The organism is Streptomyces crystallinus, assembly GCF_039521265.1.
In the GTDB taxonomy this organism is placed as follows: Bacteria; Actinomycetota; Actinomycetes; order Streptomycetales; family Streptomycetaceae; genus Streptomyces; species Streptomyces crystallinus.
In genome coordinates this window covers 166,954-192,592 of the sequence record NZ_BAAACA010000038.1, presented here as the reverse complement: position 1 = coordinate 192,592, position 25,639 = coordinate 166,954, and the positions used below count along the sequence as shown (strand labels likewise).

Annotated in this window: 20 protein-coding genes; 8 read left to right on the top strand and 12 right to left on the bottom strand. The window is 70.8% G+C overall.

The features are described from left to right. Positions 1-56 precede the first annotated feature (56 nt). Together ABD236_RS27005 and ABD236_RS27000 are read right to left on the bottom strand one after the other, a co-directional pair. Positions 57-296 (bottom strand): hypothetical protein, encoded by a 240-nt coding sequence (locus ABD236_RS27005; protein WP_344077861.1) that lies wholly within the window; start codon positions 294-296, stop codon positions 57-59. A 1,393-nt stretch (positions 297-1,689) separates the two neighbouring features. After that, positions 1,690-1,860 (bottom strand): hydrophobic protein, encoded by a 171-nt coding sequence (locus ABD236_RS27000; RefSeq protein ID WP_344077859.1) that lies wholly within the window; start codon positions 1,858-1,860, stop codon positions 1,690-1,692. 658 nt (positions 1,861-2,518) lie between these two features. Here ABD236_RS27000 and ABD236_RS26995 point away from each other — a divergent pair. From ABD236_RS26995 to ABD236_RS26980, 4 genes are all read left to right on the top strand, one after another. Continuing rightward, positions 2,519-2,689 (top strand): hypothetical protein, encoded by a 171-nt coding sequence (locus ABD236_RS26995; RefSeq protein WP_344077857.1) that lies wholly within the window; start codon positions 2,519-2,521, stop codon positions 2,687-2,689. A gap of 8 nt (positions 2,690-2,697) precedes the next feature. Continuing rightward, on the top strand, positions 2,698-4,518 hold the full coding sequence (locus tag ABD236_RS26990) for an alpha/beta hydrolase (RefSeq protein WP_344077855.1): 1,821 nt from the start codon (positions 2,698-2,700) through the stop codon (positions 4,516-4,518). A 161-nt stretch (positions 4,519-4,679) separates the two neighbouring features. Beyond that, a complete protein-coding gene (locus ABD236_RS26985) occupies positions 4,680-5,144 on the top strand; it encodes a hypothetical protein (protein ID WP_344077853.1) in 465 nt (154 codons plus the stop codon). A gap of 847 nt (positions 5,145-5,991) precedes the next feature. Beyond that, entirely contained in the window at positions 5,992-7,800 is a 1,809-nt protein-coding gene (locus tag ABD236_RS26980) for a helix-turn-helix domain-containing protein (RefSeq protein ID WP_344077851.1), read from the top strand. A gap of 81 nt (positions 7,801-7,881) precedes the next feature. Here ABD236_RS26980 and ABD236_RS26975 read toward each other — a convergent pair whose 3' ends face one another. The 3 genes from ABD236_RS26975 to ABD236_RS26965 are packed head-to-tail and all read right to left on the bottom strand — an operon-like array spanning position 7,882 to position 10,972. Then, positions 7,882-9,333 (bottom strand): helix-turn-helix domain-containing protein, encoded by a 1,452-nt coding sequence (locus tag ABD236_RS26975; RefSeq protein ID WP_344077849.1) that lies wholly within the window; start codon positions 9,331-9,333, stop codon positions 7,882-7,884. Next, positions 9,330-10,130, bottom strand: a complete 801-nt coding sequence (locus ABD236_RS26970) for an SAM-dependent methyltransferase (RefSeq protein WP_344077847.1) — start codon at positions 10,128-10,130, stop codon at positions 9,330-9,332. Before ABD236_RS26970 ends, ABD236_RS26975 begins: the two co-directional genes overlap by 4 nt. Next, positions 10,127-10,972: a helix-turn-helix domain-containing protein gene (locus tag ABD236_RS26965; RefSeq protein WP_344077845.1), complete on the bottom strand. Its 846-nt coding sequence runs from the start codon at positions 10,970-10,972 to the stop codon at positions 10,127-10,129. The genes ABD236_RS26970 and ABD236_RS26965 overlap by 4 nt, the downstream gene beginning before the upstream one ends. A gap of 469 nt (positions 10,973-11,441) precedes the next feature. Here ABD236_RS26965 and ABD236_RS26960 point away from each other — a divergent pair, with 469 nt between their 5' ends. Continuing rightward, on the top strand, positions 11,442-13,373 hold the full coding sequence (locus ABD236_RS26960) for a helix-turn-helix domain-containing protein (protein WP_344077843.1): 1,932 nt from the start codon (positions 11,442-11,444) through the stop codon (positions 13,371-13,373). Positions 13,374-13,465: 92 nt separating this feature from the next. On the opposite strand, the gene ABD236_RS26955 is transcribed toward ABD236_RS26960, so the two are convergent. The 3 genes from ABD236_RS26955 to ABD236_RS26945 form a co-directional block, all read right to left on the bottom strand. After that, positions 13,466-14,533, bottom strand: coding sequence for a hypothetical protein (locus ABD236_RS26955; protein ID WP_344077840.1), 1,068 nt, complete (start codon positions 14,531-14,533; stop codon positions 13,466-13,468). 49 nt (positions 14,534-14,582) lie between these two features. Next, positions 14,583-16,028 carry a hypothetical protein gene (locus ABD236_RS26950; RefSeq protein ID WP_344077838.1) on the bottom strand — a complete coding sequence of 482 codons (1,446 nt, stop codon included), beginning with the start codon at positions 16,026-16,028 and terminating at the stop codon, positions 14,583-14,585. A gap of 525 nt (positions 16,029-16,553) precedes the next feature. Then, positions 16,554-18,821 (bottom strand): FG-GAP-like repeat-containing protein, encoded by a 2,268-nt coding sequence (locus ABD236_RS26945; protein ID WP_344077836.1) that lies wholly within the window; start codon positions 18,819-18,821, stop codon positions 16,554-16,556. A gap of 296 nt (positions 18,822-19,117) precedes the next feature. Here ABD236_RS26945 and ABD236_RS26940 point away from each other — a divergent pair, with 296 nt between their 5' ends. Then, positions 19,118-20,110 carry a phytoene/squalene synthase family protein gene (locus ABD236_RS26940; RefSeq protein ID WP_344077834.1) on the top strand — a complete coding sequence of 331 codons (993 nt, stop codon included), beginning with the start codon at positions 19,118-19,120 and terminating at the stop codon, positions 20,108-20,110. Positions 20,111-20,284: 174 nt separating this feature from the next. Here ABD236_RS26940 and ABD236_RS26935 read toward each other — a convergent pair whose 3' ends face one another. The 4 genes from ABD236_RS26935 to ABD236_RS26920 form a co-directional block, all read right to left on the bottom strand. After that, a complete protein-coding gene (locus ABD236_RS26935) occupies positions 20,285-20,785 on the bottom strand; it encodes a hypothetical protein (RefSeq protein WP_344077832.1) in 501 nt (166 codons plus the stop codon). A gap of 147 nt (positions 20,786-20,932) precedes the next feature. Further along, the gene (locus ABD236_RS26930; protein ID WP_344077830.1) at positions 20,933-22,294 is read right to left on the bottom strand and encodes a hypothetical protein; all 1,362 of its coding nucleotides are present in this window, start codon (positions 22,292-22,294) and stop codon (positions 20,933-20,935) included. 210 nt (positions 22,295-22,504) lie between these two features. Beyond that, positions 22,505-23,152, bottom strand: coding sequence for a hypothetical protein (locus ABD236_RS26925; RefSeq protein ID WP_344077828.1), 648 nt, complete (start codon positions 23,150-23,152; stop codon positions 22,505-22,507). Between the two features lie 142 nt (positions 23,153-23,294). Next, positions 23,295-23,651 carry a lysine transporter LysE gene (locus ABD236_RS26920; RefSeq protein ID WP_344077826.1) on the bottom strand — a complete coding sequence of 119 codons (357 nt, stop codon included), beginning with the start codon at positions 23,649-23,651 and terminating at the stop codon, positions 23,295-23,297. A 232-nt stretch (positions 23,652-23,883) separates the two neighbouring features. Here ABD236_RS26920 and ABD236_RS26915 point away from each other — a divergent pair, with 232 nt between their 5' ends. Next, positions 23,884-24,549 carry a DUF4328 domain-containing protein gene (locus ABD236_RS26915; RefSeq protein WP_344077823.1) on the top strand — a complete coding sequence of 222 codons (666 nt, stop codon included), beginning with the start codon at positions 23,884-23,886 and terminating at the stop codon, positions 24,547-24,549. Positions 24,550-24,739: 190 nt separating this feature from the next. Further along, positions 24,740-25,561, top strand: coding sequence for a DUF4328 domain-containing protein (locus ABD236_RS26910; RefSeq protein ID WP_344077821.1), 822 nt, complete (start codon positions 24,740-24,742; stop codon positions 25,559-25,561). Positions 25,562-25,639: the final 78 nt, after the last annotated feature.

Genomic DNA, 25,639 nt, shown 5'->3' with positions numbered 1-25,639 from the left:
GGTCAGATGCAGTCGGCCCCGCCGTTCATGGGGCAGGTCACGGCCCCACGGAGTGGTCAGGCCCCGTCCTCGGGAGTGCGTGACTTGGCGGTCCAGTAGGCGCCCTGGGCGATCAGGGCGATACCGGCCAGTTGCGGCCCGTGCCTCAGGAGCGTGTTGTCCCCTATGCCGGGGAGCAGGCCCCAGGTGGTCACGGCCACCAGGGCGATTCCGAGGACTCCGGCTGCGATGCCCATGGTGCGGTAGAGGGCGGGCGACCGGCGGGGCTGTTCAGGATGGTTTGGGTGCATGATCATACTCATACTCCGGTGACCCTCCGGCTTGCGCCGGGCCTGCGACTTTCGGCCACGCCTTGGGTTGGTCACGCGGGGCGCTGCCCGGTGCGTCCTGCGGGTCGAGGTATCCGGGTGCCTCGTTGGCTTGATGCCATGACACGCGGTCAGGTGCGGAGCCAGATGACAAGGGTGGCTGCCGTGACGGTGCCGAGGAAGTGAAGCCCCCCTGGCCACCTGCCTGGGCAAGGCCTTCTGCAACATGCTTCAGGCGGCGCCCCGGATGTTCGGAGTGGCGCTCTCGGCCTTGTTTCTGGCCCACCGTGTTCCGCACTACACGCTGCCGTTGACGCTACGGCTCCATGGTCCTGCCTACCCGCAGGCCCGGCTACCTTCCTTTTCGCTTACTGACTGCAAACCCCACAAAGAGAACTATGACGATGCCCACCAGTATCCACATGGGCACCCCGTCCAAACCTTTATAGGCCAGGGTGGTCTGTTCTCCGGTCGGTTTCATGAGATCTCCTGGTTGGTCACGGGCTGGCAGTGCTGTTGCCTTAGCTGGTGGCGGACCTGTAGGCCGACTCTGCCGCCTCGGCGACCACCACGCCCCCAGCGGCACAAGGAACGGCGCCGGCCCCTAATCCCCGTTTGCGATCTGCCCTGCGAACTCGGCGTAAGCCAGTAGGCCCCCTGCTTCTCCTACCTTCTTCATTGCTTTCCCTGAAAGGAGGTCAGGGCGTTTGTACCGTGTCGTCGGTGGCGCGCGAACTAGCCCCGGTCGCCGTGGAGTTGAGAGTGCCCTGCGGTTCGCGATTGAATCCCGTGTCCACGCCGGCCGTGCTGGTGCCGGACAGGCCCCAGGGGCCGTTGTGGAGGCCGGCGTCGCCCGTGTGGATGCGTTCGCTCTGATGGTGGAGGCGTGCTGGCCTGTGCAGGTCTTGCCGCCCGTGGTGAGTGCCGTGAGTTGGGAGAAGTCGCTGCGCCTCTCGCTGGTGCGAGTGGTCTCCGGGGTCGGGGCGCTGGCGGTCTCGTTGCCGAGGGTGTTTGTCAGTCGATCGTGCCGCGCAGTTCGGGGCCGCAAGCGGGCGCGGAATACGCCCTTTGATCACGGGCGCCGCGCCTATGCCGTCCGGCCCGCGGCCTGGTCGACCGCCTTTCCCAGGACCTCGACGTCGCCACCACCGAGCCCCCCCCCCATGGACGAGATCATCGCGACAGTCCGTGCGGGGCTGACCGACCGCGGCTACAGCGGCCGCGAGATCGAGACCGACTCCCTATCTGGCTGTCTCACCGTCGCTGGCCGCGCCACCAGCGGTGATTACGAGGCGCGCATGACGTGGGGCCCGGCCGTCCCCGGCCGGGCCCCACGTCAACCCGCGTCATTCACCGCGCCCTCACACGGAGGAGAGCCCGCCTACCAGCGGTACCAGCGGCCCCGACGGCCGCTGCTGTCCGCGGCCCGGACGACAAAGCCCAGCAGCCAGACAGCCAGCACGATCACTGCGATCCACCACAGTGCCTTCAGCGCGAAACCCGCACCGAAGAGGACCAGAGCAAGCAGAAGTACCAGAAGCAGGGGAACCATTGTTATCAACCTCCTAACCACCGCATGCCCTCACACCGCCCCTACAAGCACCTGAATTGGCGAGTTTCTGCGACGGCGTGCAGGGCATATACGCGCCTGCGCCTCGCCCTCGCCATGACGTCTGAAGCGGACCCGGGTCGACACCGCCGCCTCTCGGCTCCGAGGCTGACGACGCCCGGTCGGCACCCGTCCCGCACCCTGGCCCCACGCTTTGGCCACTGACTCCGGGCAGCACATCAGGGACGGCGCCGCCGGCTACGTATCCCTGTCTTGTGGCACCGCGTCATCGGCGCGGCGACCCACGGTACTTCTCTGGTCCCGCATCCATAGGGATGCGTATGGCGCGTACAGGCAAGGGCCCCGGTCTCCATCACGGAGGCCGGGGCCCTTGTTCGTTGAGCGCTGGGCAGGCCTTGCACCTGCATCTCCCCACAGGAAGTGGGGCGCCTTTCCTTGGACCACCAACGCCGGGCCCGCGACCGCTCATTCGCGGCCACAAGCTCAAGATCTACAATAGCGCACCCGCTGCACCGCCCCGAACCACCGAGACCCGCATCTGGGTACGGATACTCATGAGGCCCTCGTTCTGTCCTTATAGCCTGGCGGCGGCCATGAGGCCAGGGGACGTACGAGACTGGTGGGTCTGAGGGGGGAACGGGTGAGTTCGTTCGTGCAGGAGTGGGCTCAGCTCAAGAGCGGGCCCGCGGGCCAGGGCGGGATGCGGCTGGCGGGTGCCGACGACGGCAACGGCGGCAACGGCGGCGGCAAAGGCGACGTGCAGCCCAGCAGGGCCGCCTGGACCCCGGCCGTCGGCGGCGAGGGAAAGTGACCTGAGCCATGGACATCGAGACCCTCAAGACGCTCAAGCTGCACGAGTTCGAGGAAGCCGCGAGCGGATACCGCTCCTCCAGCGACATGGCCAGCAGCGCCAAGGACGCCCTCGAACAGCGGATCACCGTCCAGATACTCAAGGCCGAGCTCGAGGGGGAGACGGCCAAGGCGGCTGTGGGCCAGCTGCGCGAAGTGGCCAAGGACTTCCACTACGTACAGGTCGAATGCGGTCTCGTCGCCACCGCCCTGAAAGCCTTCGCGGCCGACATGCGCCCCGCTCAGGACAAGCTGACGCGGGCGCTGTCGGAGGCGGCGGAGCACAAGTTCACGGTGGGCGCGGACGGGGCGGTCAGCTATCCGGCGGCGGGGCAGAACCCCGGCGGAGACCCGCCCGGGCCCGGCTCGGCGAAGGGCAGCAGTTCCCTCACTGAAGTAGCGGACGGAGTCCAGCAACAGGCACGCAAACTGGATCCGAACCCCAACTACGCCATCGCCCAGGACATAGCGAACCGCATCGCCGAGGCCCTCAAGGAAGCCACCGACGCGGACCACAAGTGGGCACCGCAACTGCGCAAACTCAAGGCGGACGACGACCTGGTCGTCTCCGACGGGGACTGGGCGGACGTCGCCAAGGACACCGAAGGCGTCCAGACAGCCGGAAAGCACTACCTCGACTCCCTCCCCCAGCCCCCCAAGGACGCCAGCCCCAAGGCCAACGCCGACTGGTGGAAGAAGCTCGACCCCGACCAGCAGGCCGCCTGGATCGCCCTGCACCCCGACACCCTCGGCGGCCTCGACGGCCTGCCCGCCACCGTCCGCGACGAAGCCAACCGCATGATCCTCGACGAACGACGCGGCCAGTACCAGACCGAACTCAACGGCATCCCCAAACCACCCGCCAACGAGTGGACATGGATCACCGCCGGGATGTTCCCCTCCAAAGTGCACACCGATGAGTGGATGGAGTGGAACAAGAAGTACGGAGACCGGTACCGGCATCTGGAGTCGTCGCTCAAGGGAATGGAGAGCATCCAGAAGCGCTTCGACGCCACCGGACAGAACAACCTGCCCGAGGCGTATCTCCTCGGCTTCAGCGCGGAGGGCAACGGCCGCGCGATCGTCGCCAACGGAAACCCGGACACGGCCGTACACCAGGCCGTCTACGTGCCGGGCACGACGTCGAACCTGGGGAGCATCGGCGGGGACATCGGCCGCATGGAGAACATCTGGCGCACCGCCACCGACGCGGCGGACGGCAAGCCGGTCTCGACCATCACCTGGCTCGGCTACGACCCCCCGCAGAGCCTCGTCAAGGACTCACCCTCCAGCCACTACGCCAATGACGGAGCTCCGGCCTACAACAGGTTCATGGACGGGCTCGACGCGTCCTACAGCGCTCCCGGCGAGCCCCACCGCACGGCGATCGGCCACTCGTACGGTACGACCCTCATCGGATCGGCGGCCCGGCAGGGCACCCTCAACGCGGACGACATCATCACCGCGGGTAGTCCCGGTGTCCAGGTGTCCAAGGCGGAGAAGCTGGACGTGCCCAAGGGGCACGTGTGGAACCAAGAGGCTCCCGGGGACCCCGTACCGGACATCGGCCGCTTCGGGCACGGCGGCACCGACTGGGACGGTCCGTGGCGGATCCCCAGCGACGAGGAGTTCGGGGCCAAACAGATGACCACCGGCAAGAACGTCTCCGGCCACAGCGAATACTGGAAGTGGGGGTCCGAGAGCCTGTGGAACCAGAGTCAGGTCGTGGCAGGGCACGGAGACCGGGTGACCCTGAAACCGCCGCCGCGGCACTGGGAGCACATGAGGTAGGAGTAAGCGTGTGACGCAGCAGTGACAGCGCCCGCCGGCAGTCCCCTCCTACCCGGTCCGACCGATGATTGAGGCTCTCCGATTTGACCATCAAGCCGGGCGCTCCGGCGCTCCTCGTGTCCCTCGCCCTCACCACCCTCGTGACCCTCACAGGATGCAGCATGAATGATTCCGCCGACTCGAACGAGATCCCTCTGGTGGGTACCAGCACCTCGCGTGACGCCGCCGACGCGGTGGAGAAGGTATCGAGCGGGCTCTACGACCTGATCGGAGTCAAGGGCAAGGCATCCGACGGCCGTTCCGGCGTCACGGAGTGCCAGGGCCGGGACCCGGACACGTACTTCCAGGTCTTCCACCCGTGGAGCTTCTACCCGGCCTCGCCGGGCCAGCTCGACGAGGCGATGGAGCGGCTCAAGTCCGAGCTGCCCAGGCACGGCTGGAAAGTCGTCCGGTACGAGCCCGACACGAGCCAGGAGAAGAACCTCAATCTCACCGCTGACCACATGGAGAAGAAGTACAGCGTCAGCATCGTCCAGCTGAAGAAGAACGACCCGCCGAAGCTGAGCCTGACCGTCGTGTCGGGGTGCTACAAGACGCCGGACGGCAAGGAAGTCGAGAGGTTCTGACCCGAAATCCCTGCTCGGCGGTATCCCTGCTCTGCCGTCGCCGCCGCCGCTCGTATGGGGTCTCCACCGGGCCGGGCCCAGCACGCCGGTCGGTATATCAGCGAGCACGCCGAACGACCGGCAGCCGGAGCCCACGAGCCGCCGCCCAGCGAAATGGCTACAGGAACGATCTACGGAGGCTGACCAACTGACACAGCCACACCCAAGCGCGGAACGCATCCCTTCCGTTCCTCCGACCGGTGGCGAACCGGCTCGGGGGGGGGTGGTGGTCGCCCGGTGTCCGGTTCCGGCATTGTCCACATCCGGGCCCACAAGTGAGTTGATCAGGGATATCAGATGAGCAAGCCTGATGACTCACCGACCGCCCTGTCGGCAGGCAGCCGACCGGTCCGTAGAAGAAGTGTCTTGGGGGAAGTGACATGGGTGCTCGTGGGGCTCGTTGGACCGACGTTGCGTTAGATGCCGTGCACGGGGAGCTGTGCGCCGGTGAGGAGGCCGTCTCACGGTCCTCGATGGTGCGTGCGGGCACTGGCCCCCGCGCATGACCGAGGCTTCCGTTCCGCCCAGGCCCGCCGCCCTCGCGAGGCGTGAAGGAACCACACACGAAGCGGGCCTCCCGACCCTGGGATCGCTGTGCGCCGAGGAAGGCGACCTGCGGCTCACGTTCGCGTGGCCCCCGAGCCCGGCCCGCTACCTCGGGCGGCCGGTCACCGGGGCCACGTCGCTCGCTCTGGGGCCGCCGCCGGCCCCGTATCCCGCTGCCGGTGTCCCGGCCGGGTCCCTGGTTCTGCTCACGGGCCTCACACCGGCACGCCCGCGTGGCCGGCAGGGCGCTCTGGTCGGCGCCGTGCTCGAGGATCTCGCCCGGGACGGGTGCGCCGGCCTCGTCCTGCCGATGGCTTCCGCCATGGACCGGCCGCTGCCGCAGCGGCTGCGTGATCTGTCCGACCGGGTCGGCGTCCCGTTGCTGTTCTCGGCGGCGACTGCGGCGCGCTGGAATCTGCTGCACCAGGCGGTCCTGGCCCGGCGGTTGGCGTACTCGGACGAGCGCGCGGCCGCGTTGCACGCGCTCGTCCAGCAGCTGCCCGCCCGGCTCGGCGATCCCTCGGCCATGCAGCGCATCACGGACTGGCTCGCCAGGGCCCTGGATGTGCAGGTCCTGGTCAGCGGCCCCCGGGGGCCCCTTGCCGCCTCCCCCTCCGCTGCCGCGGAACACCTGGCGTACGACGTGATCGCCCAGTCGGTCAACGGCCTGGCTCCCGGCGTCTCCCCGGGCGCCCGGGTCCGGCTGATTCCGCTGGCTCCCACGGGCACCAGCGAGGCGGTGCTGGCCGTGGCGGGGCGTACCGACCTGGACGGTGCCGCCTCCGAACTGCTCCAGCACGCCGTGAAGTTGCTCGGGCTGCTGGTGCAGGCGGGCCGCGAGGAGCCGGGGACGGCTGCCGGCTCGAGGGCGGCGTTCCAGGCGGCGGCGGAGCTCCTGTGGGACGGTGAGGTCGCCATGGCCCGACGCGTCATGGACACGCTCTCCCCTGGGCTCCTGGACCCGGACACCGCGCAGGTCTTCGTGCTGGACACTCCCTCGGCCGTGCGCGAGGACGCGGTGAGCCGCTGTGAGCGGGCGACGCGGGGGCGGGCCCTGGTGGTCGCGGATCCGCGCAGTGCCCGGCGCACGTTCGTCATCGCCCCGGTGGGCGCGGGGGTGGAGCCGCCGGAAGCCATGGCCCGTGAGCTGGGCGGTATCCGTGGCGCCCTGGGGCCCGGGGCGCTGCTGGGGGGAAGCGGTATCTACTCCCTGCCGCTGCTCGCCGACGCTCTGCACGAGGCCCTCGCGGCGCAGCGGTTCGCCGAGCACCAGCGCGGTCTCGCCGTACTCAGCACGCAGGGCACCGAACTGTTGGGCCTGCTTCCCCAGCAGGCCGCGCAGGAGTGGGCCCGCCACCTCCTGCGGCCGCTCATGGCGCCTGCCGAGCAGTGGGAGCAGGTCCGCGAGATCCTCCAGGTGGCGCTGGCCCACCCGTACGCGGTCGCCGCCCGGCTCCTTGGTGTGCACCGCAACACCGTGACCCGGCGCGTCGCCCGCGCCGCGGAGCTGCTGGGCAGCGACCTGACGCAGGTCCACCAGCGCATCGCGGTGGGGTTGGCACTGGACATCGTGACCCACCGCGTCCCGCCGCGCCCGGTGCCCGACGACGCGTGCGCGCCCACGCTCGCGTCCCTGCTCACCTCCCCTGAGATGGAAGCGTGGGGGCACTCCGTGGTGCGCACCGCGCGTGCCGACCGCCGGAACCTGCTCGCCACCGCCACGGCGTGGCTCGCCTGCGGCACGCATGTCGAGCCCACCGCCCGGGCGCTGGGCGTGTCGGAGGTGACCGTGCGCGCACACCTTCGCGCCCTCGAAGGGCACGTGGCCCGGGACCTGACCTCGTTGTCCGGCATCCGTGACCTGCAGTTCGCCCTGTACGTCACTTCACGAGCGCAGGCGCAGACGCAGGCGTACGCGGACGTGAGTTCGGGGGCGGGTACGGGCGCGGGGGAAGTGCCACACCCCCTCCTTCCCCTCCTTCCCCTCCTTCCGGGCGCGTACGAGACTCGGCCGCCCGGCCGGACACGGAGCGGCACCCCACCTCTGGGCGGCGCGGCGGCCGCCGCCTGACGCCCCTGGTGCAGGGGCGTCAGACAGCGTCCCTGCCGCTGCCCCCCTGGACGAGGGGAGGCTGCCGTCCGCCTCCCGGGGTCAGCCGGGGCGCCGGGCTCCGTAGGTGCGCCCGCCCCGCCGGGGCAACGCCTCGGGGACGTCGTCGTCGCCCGCCACGGTCTCCACGGCCAGATGCAGTTCGGCCCGTACCGCCGCCGACGCCAGGTCCAGTTGCAGTGCGCGGCCGCACCGGGCCAGCCACTGCGTCAGAGTGCTGCGGCTCAGGTTCAGCTCGGCGGCCGCCGGGGCGGTGCGGGCGCGGTGGAGCAGCCAGCAGCGCAGCGCGATGCGCAACGGCCGGTCCAGGGGCTTCAGGAGAGCGGACGCCCAGCGGTGGGCGCGCTCGGCGCTGAGTAGTTCGCCGGGCACGCCGGGCCGCACCCGCAGCCGCCGGGCGGGCACAGGACCTGTCTGCGCGGTCGGGGCGCGGACGGCCAGCAGCAGCAGTGCCTGCGCTGAGGGGTCGTCGAGGTCGACACCGAGCGCGGACCCGGCCGTGCGCAGGCGCTGTCGTACCGTGCCCTCCGAGACGGTCAGGGCCGAGGCGGCGGCAGCGGCCGAGCCCGACCGCAGACAGGCCTCCAGCGCCTTGCGCTGCTCGCCGGAGAGCGGCCGCAGCACGGCCGCCGACCAGGACGCGAGCCGGCCGGACGGGATGACGTGCAGAAGTCCCTGATCGCCCAGGCCCGCGGTGGGGGCGAGGTGGCCTGCCCTCGCGCCGCTGCGGGCCGTCGAGGCTTCGAGCCAGGCGGTGGCGGCCATGTCCAGCAGCACGGGCTCGGAGGCTCCGCCGGTCAGCCGGTACCGCTGTGCCAACCGGGCGAGCAGGTCCCGGCGTCGGTGGAGGTCGCCCTCGGCGCCGTGCAGGGCGACGACGGTGAGATCCATGCCTTGCAGGCCCACCAGCGTGCGGGGCGAGGCTGCGGGCCCGGGCGGACGCACCCGGTGCCACAGATCCCCGTAAGCGGCTTCGGCGGCCTCGCCCGAGAGCCGGTAGACCGTCGCGTGGCTGAGGGCGTCACAGCCCAGGACGCCGACGGCGAGCCGGGCCTGGCCCGCCAGGAGCAGCGCCAGCACCGCCCGGTGCTGGCGCTGCTCCTGGCGGTGCAGCTCCTCCGCGTGCCGGGCGACCCCGCGCACGCGCAGCAGGTCGATGGTGGCCGACTGGATCAGCCCGGTCCGTGTGGGCGACGCCGCGGGGCCGGGAGCGATCACCAGGGTGGCGTCGACGGTCTTGCGGACGGCCAGGTGCCGGTGGGCGAGGGGGTGTGCCGCGGCCCGGACCCCGCGTGAGGCGGCCTCAACCGGGTGGGCCTGGACGGCGCGGCCGCCGCGGTCCACGAGGACGGCCCAGCCGCCCGCGAGGGTGGCGGCCTCGGCGATCAGACGGGCTTCGGAGTGTGCGGCTGCTCGCTGGAGCCGCCGCACCACCTGGTACGCGGTCGCCCGTCCTGGCGTGGTGGGCGCGGTTGCCCCGGCGCCGGTGGTCACCGGATCCGGGCCACCCCGCCCCAGCCGGCACGGTCGGTGAGGGTTCCCGTATTAGTGTCCGGGCGCCAGCGGGGCCAGCTGGTGAAGCCGGGCTCGACCAGCTCCGTACCCTCGAACAGCTGCACAGAGACGGAGGGTTCGCGCAGGATGTAGGGGATGGCGCCACTGGTGTTGTACGCCTCCTGGACCTGGCTGTGCAGTGCGTCGGCGGCGGCGGTGGAGTGGCTGAGCGCGAGGTAGCTGCCGGAGGGCAGGCGGTCCACCAGGCGGCGCACCAGGCCGAGCGCCTCCTGCCAGTCCTCGATGTGGCCCAGGACGTCGTTGATGACCAGGGCGACGGGCCGCGTCATGTCGAGGGTCTTGGCGGCGCCGGCCAGCACGGCGTCGGTGTCGCGCATGTCGGTCTGGACGTAGTCGGTGGCCCCCTCGTCGGTGCTGGTCAGCAGCGCGTGCACATGCAGCAGCACCACGGGGTCGTGATCGACGTAGACCACCCGGCTGTCGGGGGCGATCCGCTGAGCCACCTCGTGGGTGTTGTTCTCGGTCGGCAGTCCGGCCCCGAGGTCGATGAACTGCCGTAACCCCGCTTCCTCGGTCAGGTAGGTGAGGGTGCGGCGCAGGAACGCGCGCGACTCCGCGGCGAACGGCACGATGTTCGGGTACGTGGCGCTGTAGGCGTCGCCCGCGGCCTGGTCGGCGGGGTAGAAGTCCTTTCCGCCGAGCCAGTAGTTCCACACCCGTGCGCTGTGCGCGACGGACGTGTCGATCGTGGTGGCCTTGGGAGTGGGCTCTGTCATGTCAGCAGCTCCATCGAGGTGTCGGGGTGCGGTGCGACGAGACACGCGTGGTCGAACAGCATGTGGTACGACGTCACAGTGGCTGCCTCATTGGAGATTTCGGCGGTTCCGGGCAGTCCGCCATCGCGCACCACATGATCGGGTATCTCGGGCACATCGACCCGGTACAGCATCAGCGCGGGCTGCCCGGCCAGCACATGCAGCGGGCCGTCGAGGGGGTGGATCTGCAGCGTGACGTCGCCGCGCCGGACGGCGGCCGCCAGCGCCCGGCGCTGCTCGGCCATGACCCTGGGCCCTCCGACGGGGGTGAGCAGCGCCGCGGCGGACATCAGCGCCCAGATCCGGGTGTGTGCCTGACGCAGACGGCGCTGGCGCTCCCTTGTCAGCTCTGTGCGGGCCTCGCGGTCCTGTCGGGGGAGGTGGGAGCGGCGGATGTCGTCGACCGCGCGGGCGTAGGCGGGCGTGCGCAGCAGGGTCGGTACGACGGCGGGCTCCCAGATCCGGATGAGGCCGGCAGCGGACTCGACACCCATGAGGGCCTGCTGCCAGGGCTCCATGACGGCCCGCCAGGGGTGCCACCAGCCCGGCAGGTTGGCGGTGGCCAGGTCCTTGAGGAACTCGTCGATCTCGGCGGGCGCCGTGCCGTAGGCCCTCAGGAGGGTCTGCACCTGCCCCTCGTCCAGCGAGGTCGTGGCCGACTCGATGCGGCGGACCGTCGCCTGGTGGGCCCCCAGCGCGTCGGCCGCCTGTGACCGCGACAACCCCGCTCCCTCGCGCAGTGTTTTGAGCCGGTTGGCCAGAACACGGTGTGCGACGGTCGAACCAGACCTCTCGCGGGACACGAACCCCTCCCGGCGGCACTTTGCACAACCTGCTGACACTGCACACCCTGTGCCTTGCACACGCTGCGTGCAACCCCTGAGGATGGCTAACCTGCTGCGGCAGCACGGGGGTTGGGGCCCCTCGCGACGCCGTCCGCCACACGTCCCCGGGGCGGCCGGCCGACCGTGCGCCACACGGCCGCCGGGTGCGCTCGCGCGGTGGGCGAACCGGCCCCGCACACCAGGCCGGGCCGGGCCGGCGGCGCGGCGGCGGACGTACGAGTGAGGGCGCGCGGGCTGCACGTAGCCCACCACCCCTTGGGCAGCCCACCGGGGACAGGGTCCGCTGCTCGCCCAGCGCACAACCGGCACGAACAACCGGCACGAACAACCGGCACGCGAACCCGGGCCGCGGCCGCACAGGTGCCCGGAACGCCGACCGTTCCGGGCCGGAGCCGGCCCGCCGCATCGGGCCCGCGAGGAGACACCCATGACTACGCTCGGCGCATTGGCCGTTGACCGCGATGACCTGGAACTGCGCCTCGTCTGGCCGCAGTGGTCCGCCGCACACCTGGACACCGAGATCGCCGAACTGGCGACCGTGCCCATGGAGAGACTGACGCGGCAAGGGGGGCCGGGAGCGCTGCCGAGCGGAGCCCTGGTCCTGCTCACCGGAGCGACATCGTCGAAGCTGCGCGGGCGCACCGCCTGCGCGATGGAGTCGCTGCTGCGCGGCATGGCGCAGGACGGATGCCGGGCGCTGGCCGTCCAGACCACCTCTCCCGCACCGCAGCCGTTTCCGCAGACGCTGCGCGACGTGGCCGACGAGACGGGGATCGCGCTGCTGGTCACGACGGCGTCCGCGCAACGCTGGCAGCACGCCCGGTCCCACCTCCAGCAGTGCCGCCTGGCGGCGTCCGAGGAATCGGCCGCCCGGCTGAACGCACTCGTCGCCCAGCTGCCCTCCCGGCTCGCCGACCCACGGGCGATGCAGCGCATGGTGGACTGGCTCGCCCAAACCCTCGACGCGCAGGTGCTGGTCAGCAGACCGCCCAGAGCCCTCGCCGCCTCATCGGACACCGCGGTCCAGCACCTGTCGTGGGCCGTCATCCGGCAGTCCATCGGCGGCCAGGGGGTGCCCGCGCCCGGTGACCTCCACGTCCAGCTCGTTCCGCTCGCCCCCACCGTGGCCGGCAACGCCGTCCTCGCGGTGGGCCGCCCCACCGCACTGGGCGAGAGCGACATGCGCCTGGTGCGCCATACCGCCAAGGCGGTCGGCCTGGTCGACCAGGCCGGCCACGAGTTCCGCGCGAGGAACGACGCCGCACGCGCAGCGCTCGCCGCCGCCGTCGAACTCCTCCTCGCAGCGGAAGTGGACAAGGCCCGCCGGGTACTCGCCGCGCTCGTCCCCGGTCTCCTCGACTCCGACGACTCCGACGCCGCCCGGATCTACGTGGTCGAGACCGCGCGGGGACACCGGCAGGACGCGGTGGACCAGTGCGAGAGCGTGGTGGACCGGCGTGCGCTCGTGGCGGCGGACCCGTACAGCGAGAGCAGGCTGCTGGTGGTCCAGCCCGTCCGGCCCGGCCCCGCCCCGGACGACCGCCTGGTCCGGGAACTCACCCGGCTCGTCGGCGCGCTGGGACCGAACACCCGTATGGGAGGCAGCGGCGCCTACCCGCTCGGCAAGCTCGGTGACGCCCTGCGGGAGGCCCTGACAGCCCTGCGCTGTGCCCGGCACCGGCCGGACTCGGTGGCCCTGTCCGTCCAGCACGCCGACCTCGTCAGCCTCCTGCCGCAGAACGAAGCCCACGCCTGGGCGCTGCACCTGCTGCGCCCGCTCCTGCACGACCGAGCCCACTGGCCGACGTTGCGTGACACCCTGCCCACCGCCCTCGCCCACCCCTGCACGGTGGCCGCCCGACGGCTCGCGCTGCACCGCAACACCCTGGCCCGACGCGTCACCAAGGCCGGGGAACTGCTGTCCGCGGACCTGTCCCAGGTGTCGAACAAGGTGGCCGTCACCCTCGCGCTGGAGATCGCCACGCAGCGCGGAGCCCTGCCGGATCCGCCGGCCGCGGTGGGCGACGCCGCGCCTGCGCCGAGTCTGGAACGCCTCCTGTGCGCGCCCGAGGTCCGGGCCTGGGGCCGCACCCTGCTGGGTGCGGCCCGGGCCGACCGGCGCCGGCTGATCACGACCGCGACGGCCTGGCTGGCCTGCAACCTCCATGTCGAGCCCGCCGCCCGGGCGTTGGGGGTCTCGCATGTGACCGTGCGCTCCCACCTGAGAACACTCGAAGGGCACCTGGCCCGCGATCTCACCTCGCTCAGCGGCGTGCGCGACCTGTCGTTCTCCCTGCACGTGGTGACGGGCCGTCCCCTCGGCACCGTTGTCGGCGAGGAGGCACAGGCCGGGGTCTGAGGAGGTGGACGCTCATCAGCGCCGTCGCAGCCACACCGGCTCGGAAAGGTGTCCCCCCCCCCGCCCCGGGCCTTGGCCGGTCCGCCGCCGCCTCAACTCCGAGCCCGCCCCATCACAATCGTCGCCGTACTCAGAAACGCCGACCCGATCACCGCCAGGAGGATGCGTACGGCGAGTGGGGAGTGCGGGCCCAGGATCGCTGGCGTGGCGACGAGGAACGCGCCCAGCGTGCTGATGGCCACGCGGGCGAGCAGGCGTATACGTGAGTGCTTGATGATGACGGGGAAGCGTACGGCGGCGACCGGGGTGGTTGTGGCCTCCTCCGGGCCCAGCCGGATCGTGACGTGGGTGAGGGCGTCGAACGACGAGGCCTCCGGCTGGAGCCAGAACTCCGTGGAGTCGTAGCGCAGGGCCACGTCGTGGGAGTGGTCCGAGGACACGCGCAGGAAGCGGCCGTCGGTGGTGCAGGTCAGGGTGATCTTCGGTGTCTCGGTGTAGCGCTGGGAGTAGAAGCTGACCGGCAGGCGGGCGGGCTTCAGGTCGCCGAGGCTCAGGCGGCCCTGGGGTTCGAAGGGGAACGCCGTGGGGCCGGCCAGGTGGACGGGCTGGTCGACCCGCATGAAGTACGAGTTCTCGAACGTGGGGTGCAGCGCCAGGCGCCGTGCCACGCTGATCCACAGCTGCGCCGGGTCCCCGTTCGTACGGATCGGGAAGGCCGGGAACTTCAGGACGGCCGGGTAGTAGGTGCCGCCGTTGCCTTCGACGATCTTGTCGATGGCCTTGCGGCTCTCGGTGTTGATCTCCGCGCGGGAGAGGGAGTAGTCGTCGAGGTCCACATGGTCGGTCACCCGCAGCTTGAAGAGGAAGACCTCCGCCACGCACTCCGCGGCCACGACCTCGGCGACCCTGACGGGCAGCAGGAAGCAGTCGGCCGGTGTCGTGGCGTCGGCTATGAAGCCAATGAGCGCGCGCTGTTGCAGGATCTCCCCGTTGGCCACCTTCTGTTGCAGCGGGCCGGCGACGTACTGGGCCTCGTAACGGAACTGGATGGTGGCGCCCCGGGGCAGGGCCAGGGCGGTGAGGATGTCCTCGGCATATCGGCGCCGCAGGTTCGAGGACAGCAGCAGAACCTGCGGGCGCTCTTCCTGAATGCTGCTCACGTCCCCCCTGAGGCTGAGCGTCTGAGGCTGAGCGTCGTCGCGCGGACGCTCAGACCGCCGCCTCGCACAGGGTGCGCATACCCCATTTGGCGCGCATGGACTCTTCGAGGCGCATGTAGCGCGGCCAGACGCGGTCGTCGGGCAGGTCGTCGACCGACAGGCGCGTCACGGGCTCGTAGTGGATGCCCGCACGGGCGAGTTCGCCGTGCCTGCGGTAGATCACCTTCTCCTCGAATCCGTCGGCCTGGTCGCAGGTCAGGTCGATGACCTGGCGGTTGGCGTCGGTGGGCCGCCCGATCTCGATCCAGCAGTGGTGGTCCACGGACGAGATCGACGGGTCGTCGAAGCTGAGCCTTCCGTAGCAGTAGGTCGCGTCGATCGCGCGCAGCCGCAGTTGGCAGGCCAGCCACACCGAGCTGACCCCGCACTGCCCCTTCGACGACAGGGGTTCCCGGGCGTAGCTGGGGTGGGCGGTGCTGAGCGACCAGACCGCTTCCAGGCATGCGCGGTACTCGCGGAGTTCCTCGGGGTCGAGCGCTGGAATTTCGTCTGCGGATGCGCCGTCCGCGGGCTCCGCCACATGGTGCAGGGTATTCACTGTCCGGATTTCTTTTCTCGCTGTACTGTCCGTGCCGAGCACCACCAAGAGGTTCCGGTAGTTCCCGACTTTACGGTCCGCGCATTTGCCGGACAATGACTGGCGCCGCGTCACATAACTCCCGAACGTGTCATAGCAGTACGCTACCGGCGCGGTCGCAAACGGGGTGAAGTTGGTGGCGTGGAGCGCCGATCCGGTGAATCCGAGAAGCGGGTTGAAGGCCGTCACGATGAACCTGCACCCCATGGCCCGTAAGGACCTCACGGCCTGCCCGATGGTGAAACTCATGAGGTTCCGGACCGCTCCCGACAAGCCTAGAGCACGGGTGAGGATGAGCAAGTTGCCGCGCTCGGCCGGAATTCCCTGCTGCTGGAGCGCCTGTACGACGCCGGGCCGGTCGCATACGGAGAAGGCGAGGTAGGTGACAGGATGGGATGCTCCCTGCAAGTAGCATCCGAACTCCACCAGGGTGTCCGCCCGGGCACTGAGCATGTAGTGGAGCTTCGATTGGTATACGTGTCCATGACTGGGCGAGACCAGATCGAAATTCACTCCGACGGAGGACCCGTCCGGCCGCCGAACGGTGAAATCCCGGTGCGCCTCGCCGCCGCCCAGCAGCAGTGAGCTGTGGGCAAGCAGGTCCGCGTCCTTGATGTAGCTCGACAGTCGACTGCAACGAGCGATCAGGCGGGGTCGCAGTTCCTCGTAAAGTGCTTCATAGGGCCATACCGGGTCCGAGCGGAACAGCAGCGGTGCGTGCAGTCGGAGCTGGATGTCGAAGTCGCGTGCGCTTATTCCGCATAACCTGGCATCGGCTGCGACGAGCTCTCGGCAGTGCGCCGAGAAAGCGTCGATGACGGGGTCCCTGAGCTGCCGTACGAGAGCGGGCCAGGCCACTGAGGTGTGGTTGGGGTGGTGGGGCGGGCGGGGAGGCGGTGGCGCTGCGGACGGTGGCGCTGCGGGCGATGGGTTCGCGGGCAGTGGCACGGGCGGCCGTGGGGTCGCGGGTGAATGCGGCGGGCGCCGTGACGCCCCCGCCGATAAGGCGTGGCCGGGTCCAGCGGGGCCGAGGGCGGTACGGGCCATCACGTGTCTCCGCTAACGGTCGCCAACAGGACTGAACATCGTACGGGGGCCGTCGTCGCACTGTCAGCCGGAACCGGGTCAACGGCCGCCCGGGGAAAGGACTTTGACTGACATGGGGTAGTGCTGTGGCGCGGATGCGCGGGGCCCTGGAGCACGCGCCGCCCGGGCCGGGCCCCCGTGCGCGGTCTCAACCCGCTGCCCAGGCAGCCGAAGCCCTGGCGCCGCCTTTCCCACGGGAGCCCGGGGCCTTGGCCTGCGGCTTGTTCTTGCGGGACTGCTTGTGCTGCTCGGTCGAGGGCTCCAGCGAGCCCCGGTCGGCCGCACGCGCCCCGGGCGTCAGCTCACCGTCTCCCCCGACCAGAGGTCGGCCAGCGCCGTCGCTTCCCTTCCCGCCAGCGGGTCCTGGCGCTCGCCGGTGCCGTGGTAGACGTACGGCTTGCCCTGCTGGTCGTAGGCGAGGACGTCGGCCTTGCCGTCGTTGTCGGCGTCGCCGATGCCGATGAGCCGGCGGTAGGTGTTCCAGCCGCCGCCGATACGGGTGCGGGCGGTGAAGTTGCCGTCGCCCTTGCCCAGGTACAGCCAGAGCACACCACTCTTGTCGCGGGCCACCAGGTCCCCGGCCTTGGCGCCGGCGATGTCGCCCACCGCGGTGATCTGGTTGTACGCGTTCCAGCCGCCGCCGAGCTTGACCCGCCCGGCGAAGGGGGCCTGGCGGTTGCCGGTGCCCTTGTACAGCCACAGCGTGCCGGAGGCGTCGCGGGCCAGGAGGTCGCCGAGGCCGTCGCCGGTCAGGTCGGAGCCGGCGGTGATCTCGTTGTACGCGTTCCAGCCGCCGCCGATACGCGTACGGGCGGTGAAGTTGCCGTCGCCCTTGCCCAGGTACAGCCAGAGCACACCGCTCTTGTCGCGGGCCACGAGGTCCGCGTTCGGGGCGCCGGCGACGTTGCCCACGGAGACGAGCTTGTCGTAGGTGTTCCAGCCGGAGCCGATCAGGTCGCGGGCAGGGGCGTCGAGCTTCGACTCGGCGGGGTCGTGGTAGGTGTCCTCGCGGAACAGCCAGCCGGCCGAGTCACGTACCAGGACGTCGGGGGAACCGTTGTCGCTGTAGTCGTGGGCGGCGGCCGGGCGCGCGAGGGTGAAGCCGCCGTTGACGTCGAGGTCGGGGCCGAGGCCGTTCAGGGGCTTGGCGACGAGGCGCCAGGTGTAGGCGCCGTTAGGCGCGGCGACCGTTCCGTCGTACGGGTGGAACAGGCCGTCCCACGTGAAGTCGACCCAGCCCGCGCCGCCGCGTTCCGTGTAGACGTGCTGGGGGTTGGACACGTACTCGCGGCCGGAAGCGGTGTGGCGCACCGTCACGCTCACCTCGACGTTGAGACGGGACAGCCGCCAGCGCGCCCGCCACGGGGTGCGGTCCAGCACCGCCGGGACCTCACTGGTGAGAACGGTGATCTTGGTCGGCTCCCCAGTGGGCGCCACCAGTTCGGCGGCCGGCGCGCCGTCAGCCCCGGCCGAGACGCGGTACAAACCCTCGCCGTGCTCGACGGTGCCGCCCATCACCATGACCGAACCGTCGGGCGCGGGGGTGAGGGAGGTGGCGTGGTCGAGTACCTTGCGCGCGGTGCCACCGCCGAGCGGCATGGCCTTGAAGGCCGTCTTCCAGGCGTTGTCGAGCAGGTCCTTGTCCACCGTCCGCGCACTGCCGTACAGGACCCAGTCACCGGCCAGCCCCACCAGGGGGGAGTGACCCACGTCCGGCATCCCACTGGACCAGCTGTCGCTGCCGTCGTGGCGTGCGGTGCTCAGGTCACTCTCGTACCGCCCGCCGCTCACGAGGATGCCGAGCGTGGCCACATGGGTCGGGGAGAGGGCTGTGCTCGCGTAGTCGCCGCTGATGTGGGCCGACCCGGACTCGACGGTCTTCGCCGACGCCAGGTCCACCACGCGGTGGTTGGTGAAGGGGTCGAAGGAGCCATGCTTGAAGCCGAGCAGCACCGCCCCCCGCGTCCCCGCCGCCACAGAGATGTCCTCGAGCCCGGCGGGCAGGCCGGTGACGACCCGGTCGGTCATCACACCGTCCGCCTGGGCCAGGAGATGGACCTCGTAGGTGTCCCCGGTCCGCTTCGTGGCGACGGATGTGTCGCCGGCCGTGCCGACGTACTTGTAGTCGTGCGCGGCGAGGTCGAAGACGGCCGACGCGCCGGTCGCCATGTTCCGCAGGGTGATCTTGCCCGACCCGGGGAGATACCGCGGGTTGTCCCCCGTCACGACGGTGTCGGAGGCCGTGCCGTGCACGGTCGGGCGGCGGTCCTCGTCCTTGCCGAGCTCCGTGGCGACGCCGTCGGCGTACCGGGTCCACCGCAGGGTGCCGTCGGCGTCCGCGGAGAGGAAACCGGTCGTGCCCGCGCTGAGGATCTGTGCACCAGGAGCGATCCTGACCACAGGGCGCGTGGCCTGCGCCGCGGCCGTCACGGGTGCGGCCACGGCCACGGGCGCGACGAGCGGCCCGGCGGTCACGGCGAGCCCGGCGCTGATGGCCAGCGCCATGAGCCGTCGCGGAATACGGGAGCCGGAGACGGATCCGGAGACGGAGCCTGAGCCTGACATACGCCCTCCTGGGCAGGACAGAGTGAACGGAGGGCGACGTAGGACGTGAGGGTCCTGCGGTACGGCAATTTCCGTGATCCCTCACAGGTGCGGGCAGATAGTAACAATCGCGTATTCGGGGTGAACGGGGTGGGTGTGGTTGTGGGTGTGGATACCGGCCCCACGGCGACCGTTTCCCACCCCCTGTGCCCCGGCCCCCAGCGCCCACCGGTCTGCCCGCCCCCGCAGGTAAGGTCTCCTGTACGTCAACGTCAACGCCAACGTCAACAAACCTGTACCGCAACAGAGTTCGGGCGATGGGACACGTACAGGTGGGGCGAGGCCTGCGGTCGTACCGCGAGGCAGCGCCCCCGCGCCACCCCAAGGAGCACCACACCGTGACGACCTGGCCGCGCACCCTGGACCGCGCCGGCATCACCACCCCCGCCCTGCGCGACGCCTACAGCGCCCAGCGCGGCCTCGTCGCCCGTTACGCCCGCGCCGAGTACACCGCCGTACGGCTCCTCCTGCCCGCCCCGCTCGTCCCCCACGTGATCGCCGCGACCGCCTTCATGCACCACAGCGACAACCTCATCGACCAAGGCCCCCTCGACCAGCGCCTGTCAGCCCTCGCCGACTGGAGTACGCGGACCCGCGCCGCCCTGGCGGAGGAGTCCGCGCACCTCGACCCCTTGCTCGCGGCCCTGCGCCACACCGCCCTGACCCACCCGCAGCTGCGCCCGCACATCGAGGCGTATCTGAAGGGCGGTGAGCTGGAGGCGCGGTGGACGGGCTTCGCCGCCGAGGACGACTTCCGGGCGTACGTGGACACGTACGCACTCCCCGCCTTCATGGTCATCGCCTCGCTGCTCACCCCTCCGGACGAGCCGGAGGCCTTCGAAGCCGGGTGCCGCGCCTTCATCCTCGGCAGCCAGCGGCTCGACTTCCTCGAAGACCTGGCCGAGGACCTGCGGTCCGGTCGGCTCGGGGTGCCGGAGGAGGCGCTCGCCGACTGCGGTCTGACCCGTGACGCGCTGCTCGCCCGGCCCGACCCCGCCCTCGTACGGACGCTGGTCCGCCACCAGGCCGCACTCGTCCGGCCCGACCTGACGACCGCCGCGCAACTGGAACACCTCGTACGGGCGCCCCACCGGCCGTTCCTACGCGCACTCGTCCGACTCCAGTCCGCCCGCCTCACCGCGGCGGAGGCCCACGGGCCGAAGTTGCTGGAGAGCGCGCCTGGAGCGCCGTTGGGGCGGGCGGCGTCGATCCTGGTGCGGGCTTGGGTCTCGCGGGGGATGGGTTCGTGACCGGGCATGGCGGCGGTCGAGGGGGCGCGCGGCAAGGCTGTGCTTCTCGTCGGCGATTGGTGTGCGCTCCCGGCGCTCAGCCTGGAAGCGGGCTGGCTGGCTCTGCCCGACGCCTCGGCTCGCCGCCGCTCACCCACGTCCAGGCGGCTCCGGGCCAGGTCCGTACCCGTAATGTCAGAGGGAGCCGGCCGTGCCCTCGGGGTGGGCTGAGCGCGCGGCGGCGAGCACGGTGAGGCGGGCGTCGATCGCCAGGTGCTCCATCGTGAGGGGAGCCGGCCGCTTGTCGGTGTAGGCCAGCAACCGCAGAGCGGCGACGGCTTTCGTGGCGGGCGCCTGTGCGTTCAGGGTCGGCGCTCCGGCGAAGAACTCGTGGCGCGGTCGTGAGTGGAGGTGCTCGGCGATGGTGTTGAGCGGAATGTCGAGCGGAATCTCTTTGATGCCCGCCGCCGTCGAGGTCTGCCGCTCGTGTGCCACGTCCAAGGCGGCGCTGTGGAGGGCGAGCGCTATCAAGGTGGTGACCAGCGTGTCGGTATCCGAGGTGTGGAGGTTCCAGGTCGTGCGCCTTCTCACGCGGTCCGCCGACTCCCGGGGGTCCTCCCCCGCCACGCGGTAGATCCGGACGGCCAGCGCATGGCATGCCGCCCAGGCTTCGCTGGGGCTCGCTGAGTGCGTCATGGGGCGATGGTGCCGGGGCGGGAGCGCTCTGCCTATCCCGGCGGGCCGCACCCGTGCATGGCTGTCCGCCCGGGCGGCCCCGAAGCACCGTGCCCCCTGTGAGGGCTCCGCACCCGACGAGTGCCAAGAAAGCGGCCTCTGCGGGTATCAGAGACCGGCCTCGGTGAGGATGTGTTCCATCCGGGACCGAGGGAGCGCGCCGTTTGCCGCTGCGGAGTCGGCGACTTTCGGGTCCGGGTCCGCCAACAGCCGTTCCAGAAGGTCCACGGTGGTGTTGGGGTGCCGGGCGACTATCCCGCGCACGTACGGATCCTCGCAGGCCGCAAGCCGCCCCAGCACCGACGCGGGCAGATCGGCGTCCTCCAGGGCGAGGGCCCGTATCCGCGGATCCGCTGCTTCCGCGAAGCCGCGCAGCGCCTGGCGCGGGAAATTGGGGTGGTCCACCAGCAGCGGCCGGACGTGGAAGGTCTCGCCGTGGCTTCGGAGCAGCCGGAGCAGGACCTCCGGTGGCGTACCGGGCCGGCGGGCGGCGGTGCGGCGGACGGACACGTCAGGGTCGTCGTCCAGCCTCCGCCAGGCCTCATCCGGCAGGTCCCGGCTGGTCGCCAGTACGTTCCGGAACGCCACGTGCGGGCAGTCCAGGTACGTCAGCCGCTCGGCGAGTGGCGCGGCCCGCAGCCAACTGGGTTCGCGGCCCGACCAGTGGAGGGCGACGTATGCGTCGGAACTGCCGGCCGCGTCCTCGGCCGCCACCTGTGCGAGCAGACGGTCCCGGGTGTGAGGGGTGACGTGGCGGCTATAGGCCACCGCGACACGTACGTACGGATCCGCGCTGGTCTCCAGGCGGGCCACCATGGCGGCGGTCAAATGACGGTTGCCGGCCACCGCGTGCAGTACCGTCGCGTCCCCCGTCGCCAGCAACCGCTCGAACTGCTCGAACGTCAGCGGGATGCGATGCGCGACGTTCGCGCGGACGGCCGGATCAGAGAGGCACTGGTCGTAGTACTCGACAGGCACGCCCGGATGCTCGGTGTTCGTGGCCGCGGCACGTACCCCGGGATCGGCATCGTTGAGCAGCGCCACCTGCACGGCCATCGGCCGGTCCCGCCAGCTATCCGCGACCATGGCGCGCAGCTTGGGATCGGGGTCGGCCGCCAGTTCCGTCGGCGACAGGCCGGAGATGTCGACCAGGACCTCGATGGCCAACGGCATCTCGGCGTCCACCATGGCCCGGACGAAGTCCGCGTAGGCGTCGCGGATGGCCGGGTCGGGATGGCCGGCCATCCGGCGGCGCATCTGCGAGGAGACCCGGGCTCGAGCCAGGAACACGGCCGAATCCCCGCCCCCGTACCTCAGCAGGGCGTCGGCCGCCGGGTCGGGCAGCTGCCCTTCGCGCATGCTCAGCCCGTGTCTGCCGGCCGCGTGCGCGGCCAGCCGCACCAGCACCTCCGCCGGGGCGGCGGGGTTCCGCCCCAGTCCCGACAGCTGCGGGCGCCTCAGGTGGACCATGCGCCCACCCTAGCCGGGCCATGGCAAACCCCGGCAAACCCCCGGGAGTTGACCGTTCCGAGCCGCCCTCCCCGGACGCGCGGGAAAACGGGCCAGCCAGTCCCGAGCGCGAAGAGGAGGGAGCATGAGGGAGCATGGGGATCGTAGGTACTGACCGGCCACGGCGTGGTCGCCGCCCCGTACACGGCCGAGCAACGCGGAATCACCAGATCAGTAAATGACGACGGCCACCCCGCACAGACCGCGTCCGCCCTCGGCCGCCTGTCGCCACATCCGCAGGGGCCCGTCAAGGACGCTCTCCTCTCCCTCGCGGTAGTCCAACCAGTCCTGGTCCTCGACCGCGGCGCGCTCCTCTGGGGTGAAGTCCAGCGCCCGTTCGATGGCGGGCAGTGTCCGGCGTACCTCGGCGGAGGTGAGCAGGAAGTTGCCGCACCAGCCGGGTATCAGGGCGGCCCGGACGGGGCCGATGGCGTGGAAGAAGGACCGCAGCGCGAACTCCTTGCTCTGGACCGAGAGAAAGACGTCCCTCTCATCGGTGACCAGGTCCCATACGTGGGTGAGCAGGCAGAAGTCATCCTCGGGCGACAGTCCGTCGTACATCTTCTGCACGCGCTCGCCGGAAGCGGTCAGCTCGTGAAAGGAGTTCAGCGCGTCGACCTCCCCGCGCTCGGACCGACCGAAGGGCTTCCACCACGTCCGAAAGTCCGGAAGTGGCTCGCGCCGCCAGCGGTCCCACCGCTCCCGCGCCAGCGGATCGTCCCGCTCCGCGGCGATCAGCGGCAGCAGCCGTGGCGCCAGCGCGTCGGTGATGAAGGCGTCGTGGTGAGCGCTGATCGACCAGGCCGAGGTGAAACCCATACAGAGACCGTAGAAGACGCCACTGACAATCCCCTTCCGCGCGGGGTGTCAGCTCCTCGTGACTGGCGCGGGCCGTCGTCTTTCCAGTTTCCAGTGCGTTCCGCCCCCTCCTCCAACCCACATCCGTCCTCCGTCCTGCGTCCTAGAGACAGCCGCAGCCCGGAGCGTAGAAGAGCAGGAAGGCGGCCGTCGTCGCGGTCGCGCCGAAGCAGACTGTCGTCACGGCGGCCAGGCCGCGACGGCCGCGTCCCTTGGCCGGGTCACGGCAGATCTTCCACGCGCCGTGGGCGAGCAGCAGGCTGAACAGGCCGGCACCCGCCACAGTGAGGCGTGGGCTGAACGACCAGCTCACGTAGACGATCAGAACGAGGCAGGCGAGCAGGAGGCAGGCGAGCACCTGCATGATCGCCTCGCCTACCAGCTCCCCCACCATCTCGACGAGGAACTCACCGACGCTCTTGGCGACCTTGGTGACTCTGGCAGTCTTGCGGACCCCCACCGTTCTCCTCCGCCCTCGCGTCAGGACAGCCCCACAACCGCACCGGCATGCGGGAGGAAGGACCGTCAGAGCACCCGAATGGTTGCCGTCATGTCGTTGTTTGTACGCGAGGGAAACGGTTTGGCCGGAGCATGCCCAATGGCGTACGGTCCTGCGACACCCCGCCGAACGGTTTGCGGGGTTCTCCATGCCCTTGGGGGGGTTTCCGATCATGCTGCCTCGTGGTGGTGCCATGCCGCCGCCGAATACTGTCCTGCGCTCGCCCATCGGGCTGGCCAGGGCGACGAACGTGCTGCTCGGCGCGGCCGCCGCAACCGCCGTCCTCGCCCTGTACGCGGGCGTGGTCCGGCACCGGATCACCGGTGACCTCTTCGCCCACAGCGCTGCGGAGATCAACCGGTCGGACGACCTCTACCAGCTCGCCGGGACGCTCCAGTTGTCCGCCGCGGCCGCGACCGCGATCGTGTTCATCATCTGGTTCCACCGGGTCCGCTCGAACGCCGACGTGTTCGCGCAGGACGCGTGCACCATGGGTCGGGGCTGGGCGATCGGCGGCTGGTGCATCCCGCTCGGAAACCTGTGGATCCCCTTCACGATCGCGCGCGAGGTATGGACCGCAAGCACCCAGCGCGCGCCCGACGGCTCCTGGCGCGAGGTGTCCACCCGACCCATCAAGTCGTGGTGGGTGACGTGGGTCGCCGCACTGGTGATCCTGCGGATCGGCACCACCATGGAGGACCACGCGGGCAGCGCCGAGGAATTCCAGCGTGCCACCGACGTACTCCTGGCCGGCGACGCACTGATGCTCGCGGCGGCGCTCCTCGCGATCCGCTTCGTACACAGGCTGACGACGATGCAGCACACCAAGGCCGTGCAGGGGCCCCTCGCAGTCGTCTGAGTCTTCGGTGAGCGTGTTCGGGTGAGCGTGTTCGCGTGCTGAAATCTGCCTCCACCTCCCCTATGGGGCCGCTCACCCATAGCGAAGGGCCTGGACGTGGACGCCCCCAAGCCGTGCCGTACAGTCCGCTGGCGCCTCCACCACGAAGGTGGGGCGCGCATCAAGAGGGGGCTTGGGGAACATGGGTGGTGTGCCGCTGCGATCCGGTGGGTCCGAAGAGGAAGAGGGGGACTGGGCCGCGGGGTTCGAGACGTACGCCGGGCTCGACGGCGGCGCTGGGCGTTCCCGCGCGACGGCGAAAACGGTGCCAGGGCCCTCGTTCCGGCCGGTGCGGGGACTGGCGGTGGCAGTCGTGCTGCTGCTCGCGCTGGCCGCCGCCGCTGCCGTCCATGGGCTCGTCGCCGACATCGACGCCTTCCGCCACTCGGGGCGCCCGCTGCTGTACGGGGGGTACGACGCGCAGGCGTTCCACCTGCTGGACGAGATGCGGGACCGCCACCGCGCCGCCTCCACCTTGCAGTTGTGGGCCATGGTCGCGACGGCGGGGGTCTTCATCGCCTGGTTCCACCGGGTCCGGACCAACGTCGAGGTGCTGGATCCGCAGGCCTGCTCCATGGGGTCCGGTTGGGCCGTCGGGGTTTGGTTCGTACCGTTGATGAACCTCGTGACTCCGTGGCTCATCGCGCGCGACGTGACCCGCGCGAGCGGCGGGCCGGGCCGTGGGGGCGCGGGGCAGGCCGACGACTCGGCGCGTGAACCCTCGCTCACGCTGCTCAACGCGTGGTGGGCCGCATGGGTAGCCTCGAAGGTGCTGCTCGTTATCGGTTCGCGCCTGCCCGCCGCGGACGACAAGGCGGCGTTGACCCACGGGATTTCGGGCGTCTGGATCGGTGTCGACGCCCTGAACCTCGTGGCTGCGATCCTCGCGATTCTCTATGTTCGGCAGGTGACACGTCTGCAGGAGCGGGGGCTCGCGGGGGTGGTGGCGGCTGCGGCGCCGAGCGGCGTCTGACGGGTGGTCGCTTGGCCGGCTCCGCAGGAGTCGCGGCCAGTCGTTGGTCACCCGCCTGACGCAGATCTTGTGGCCTGG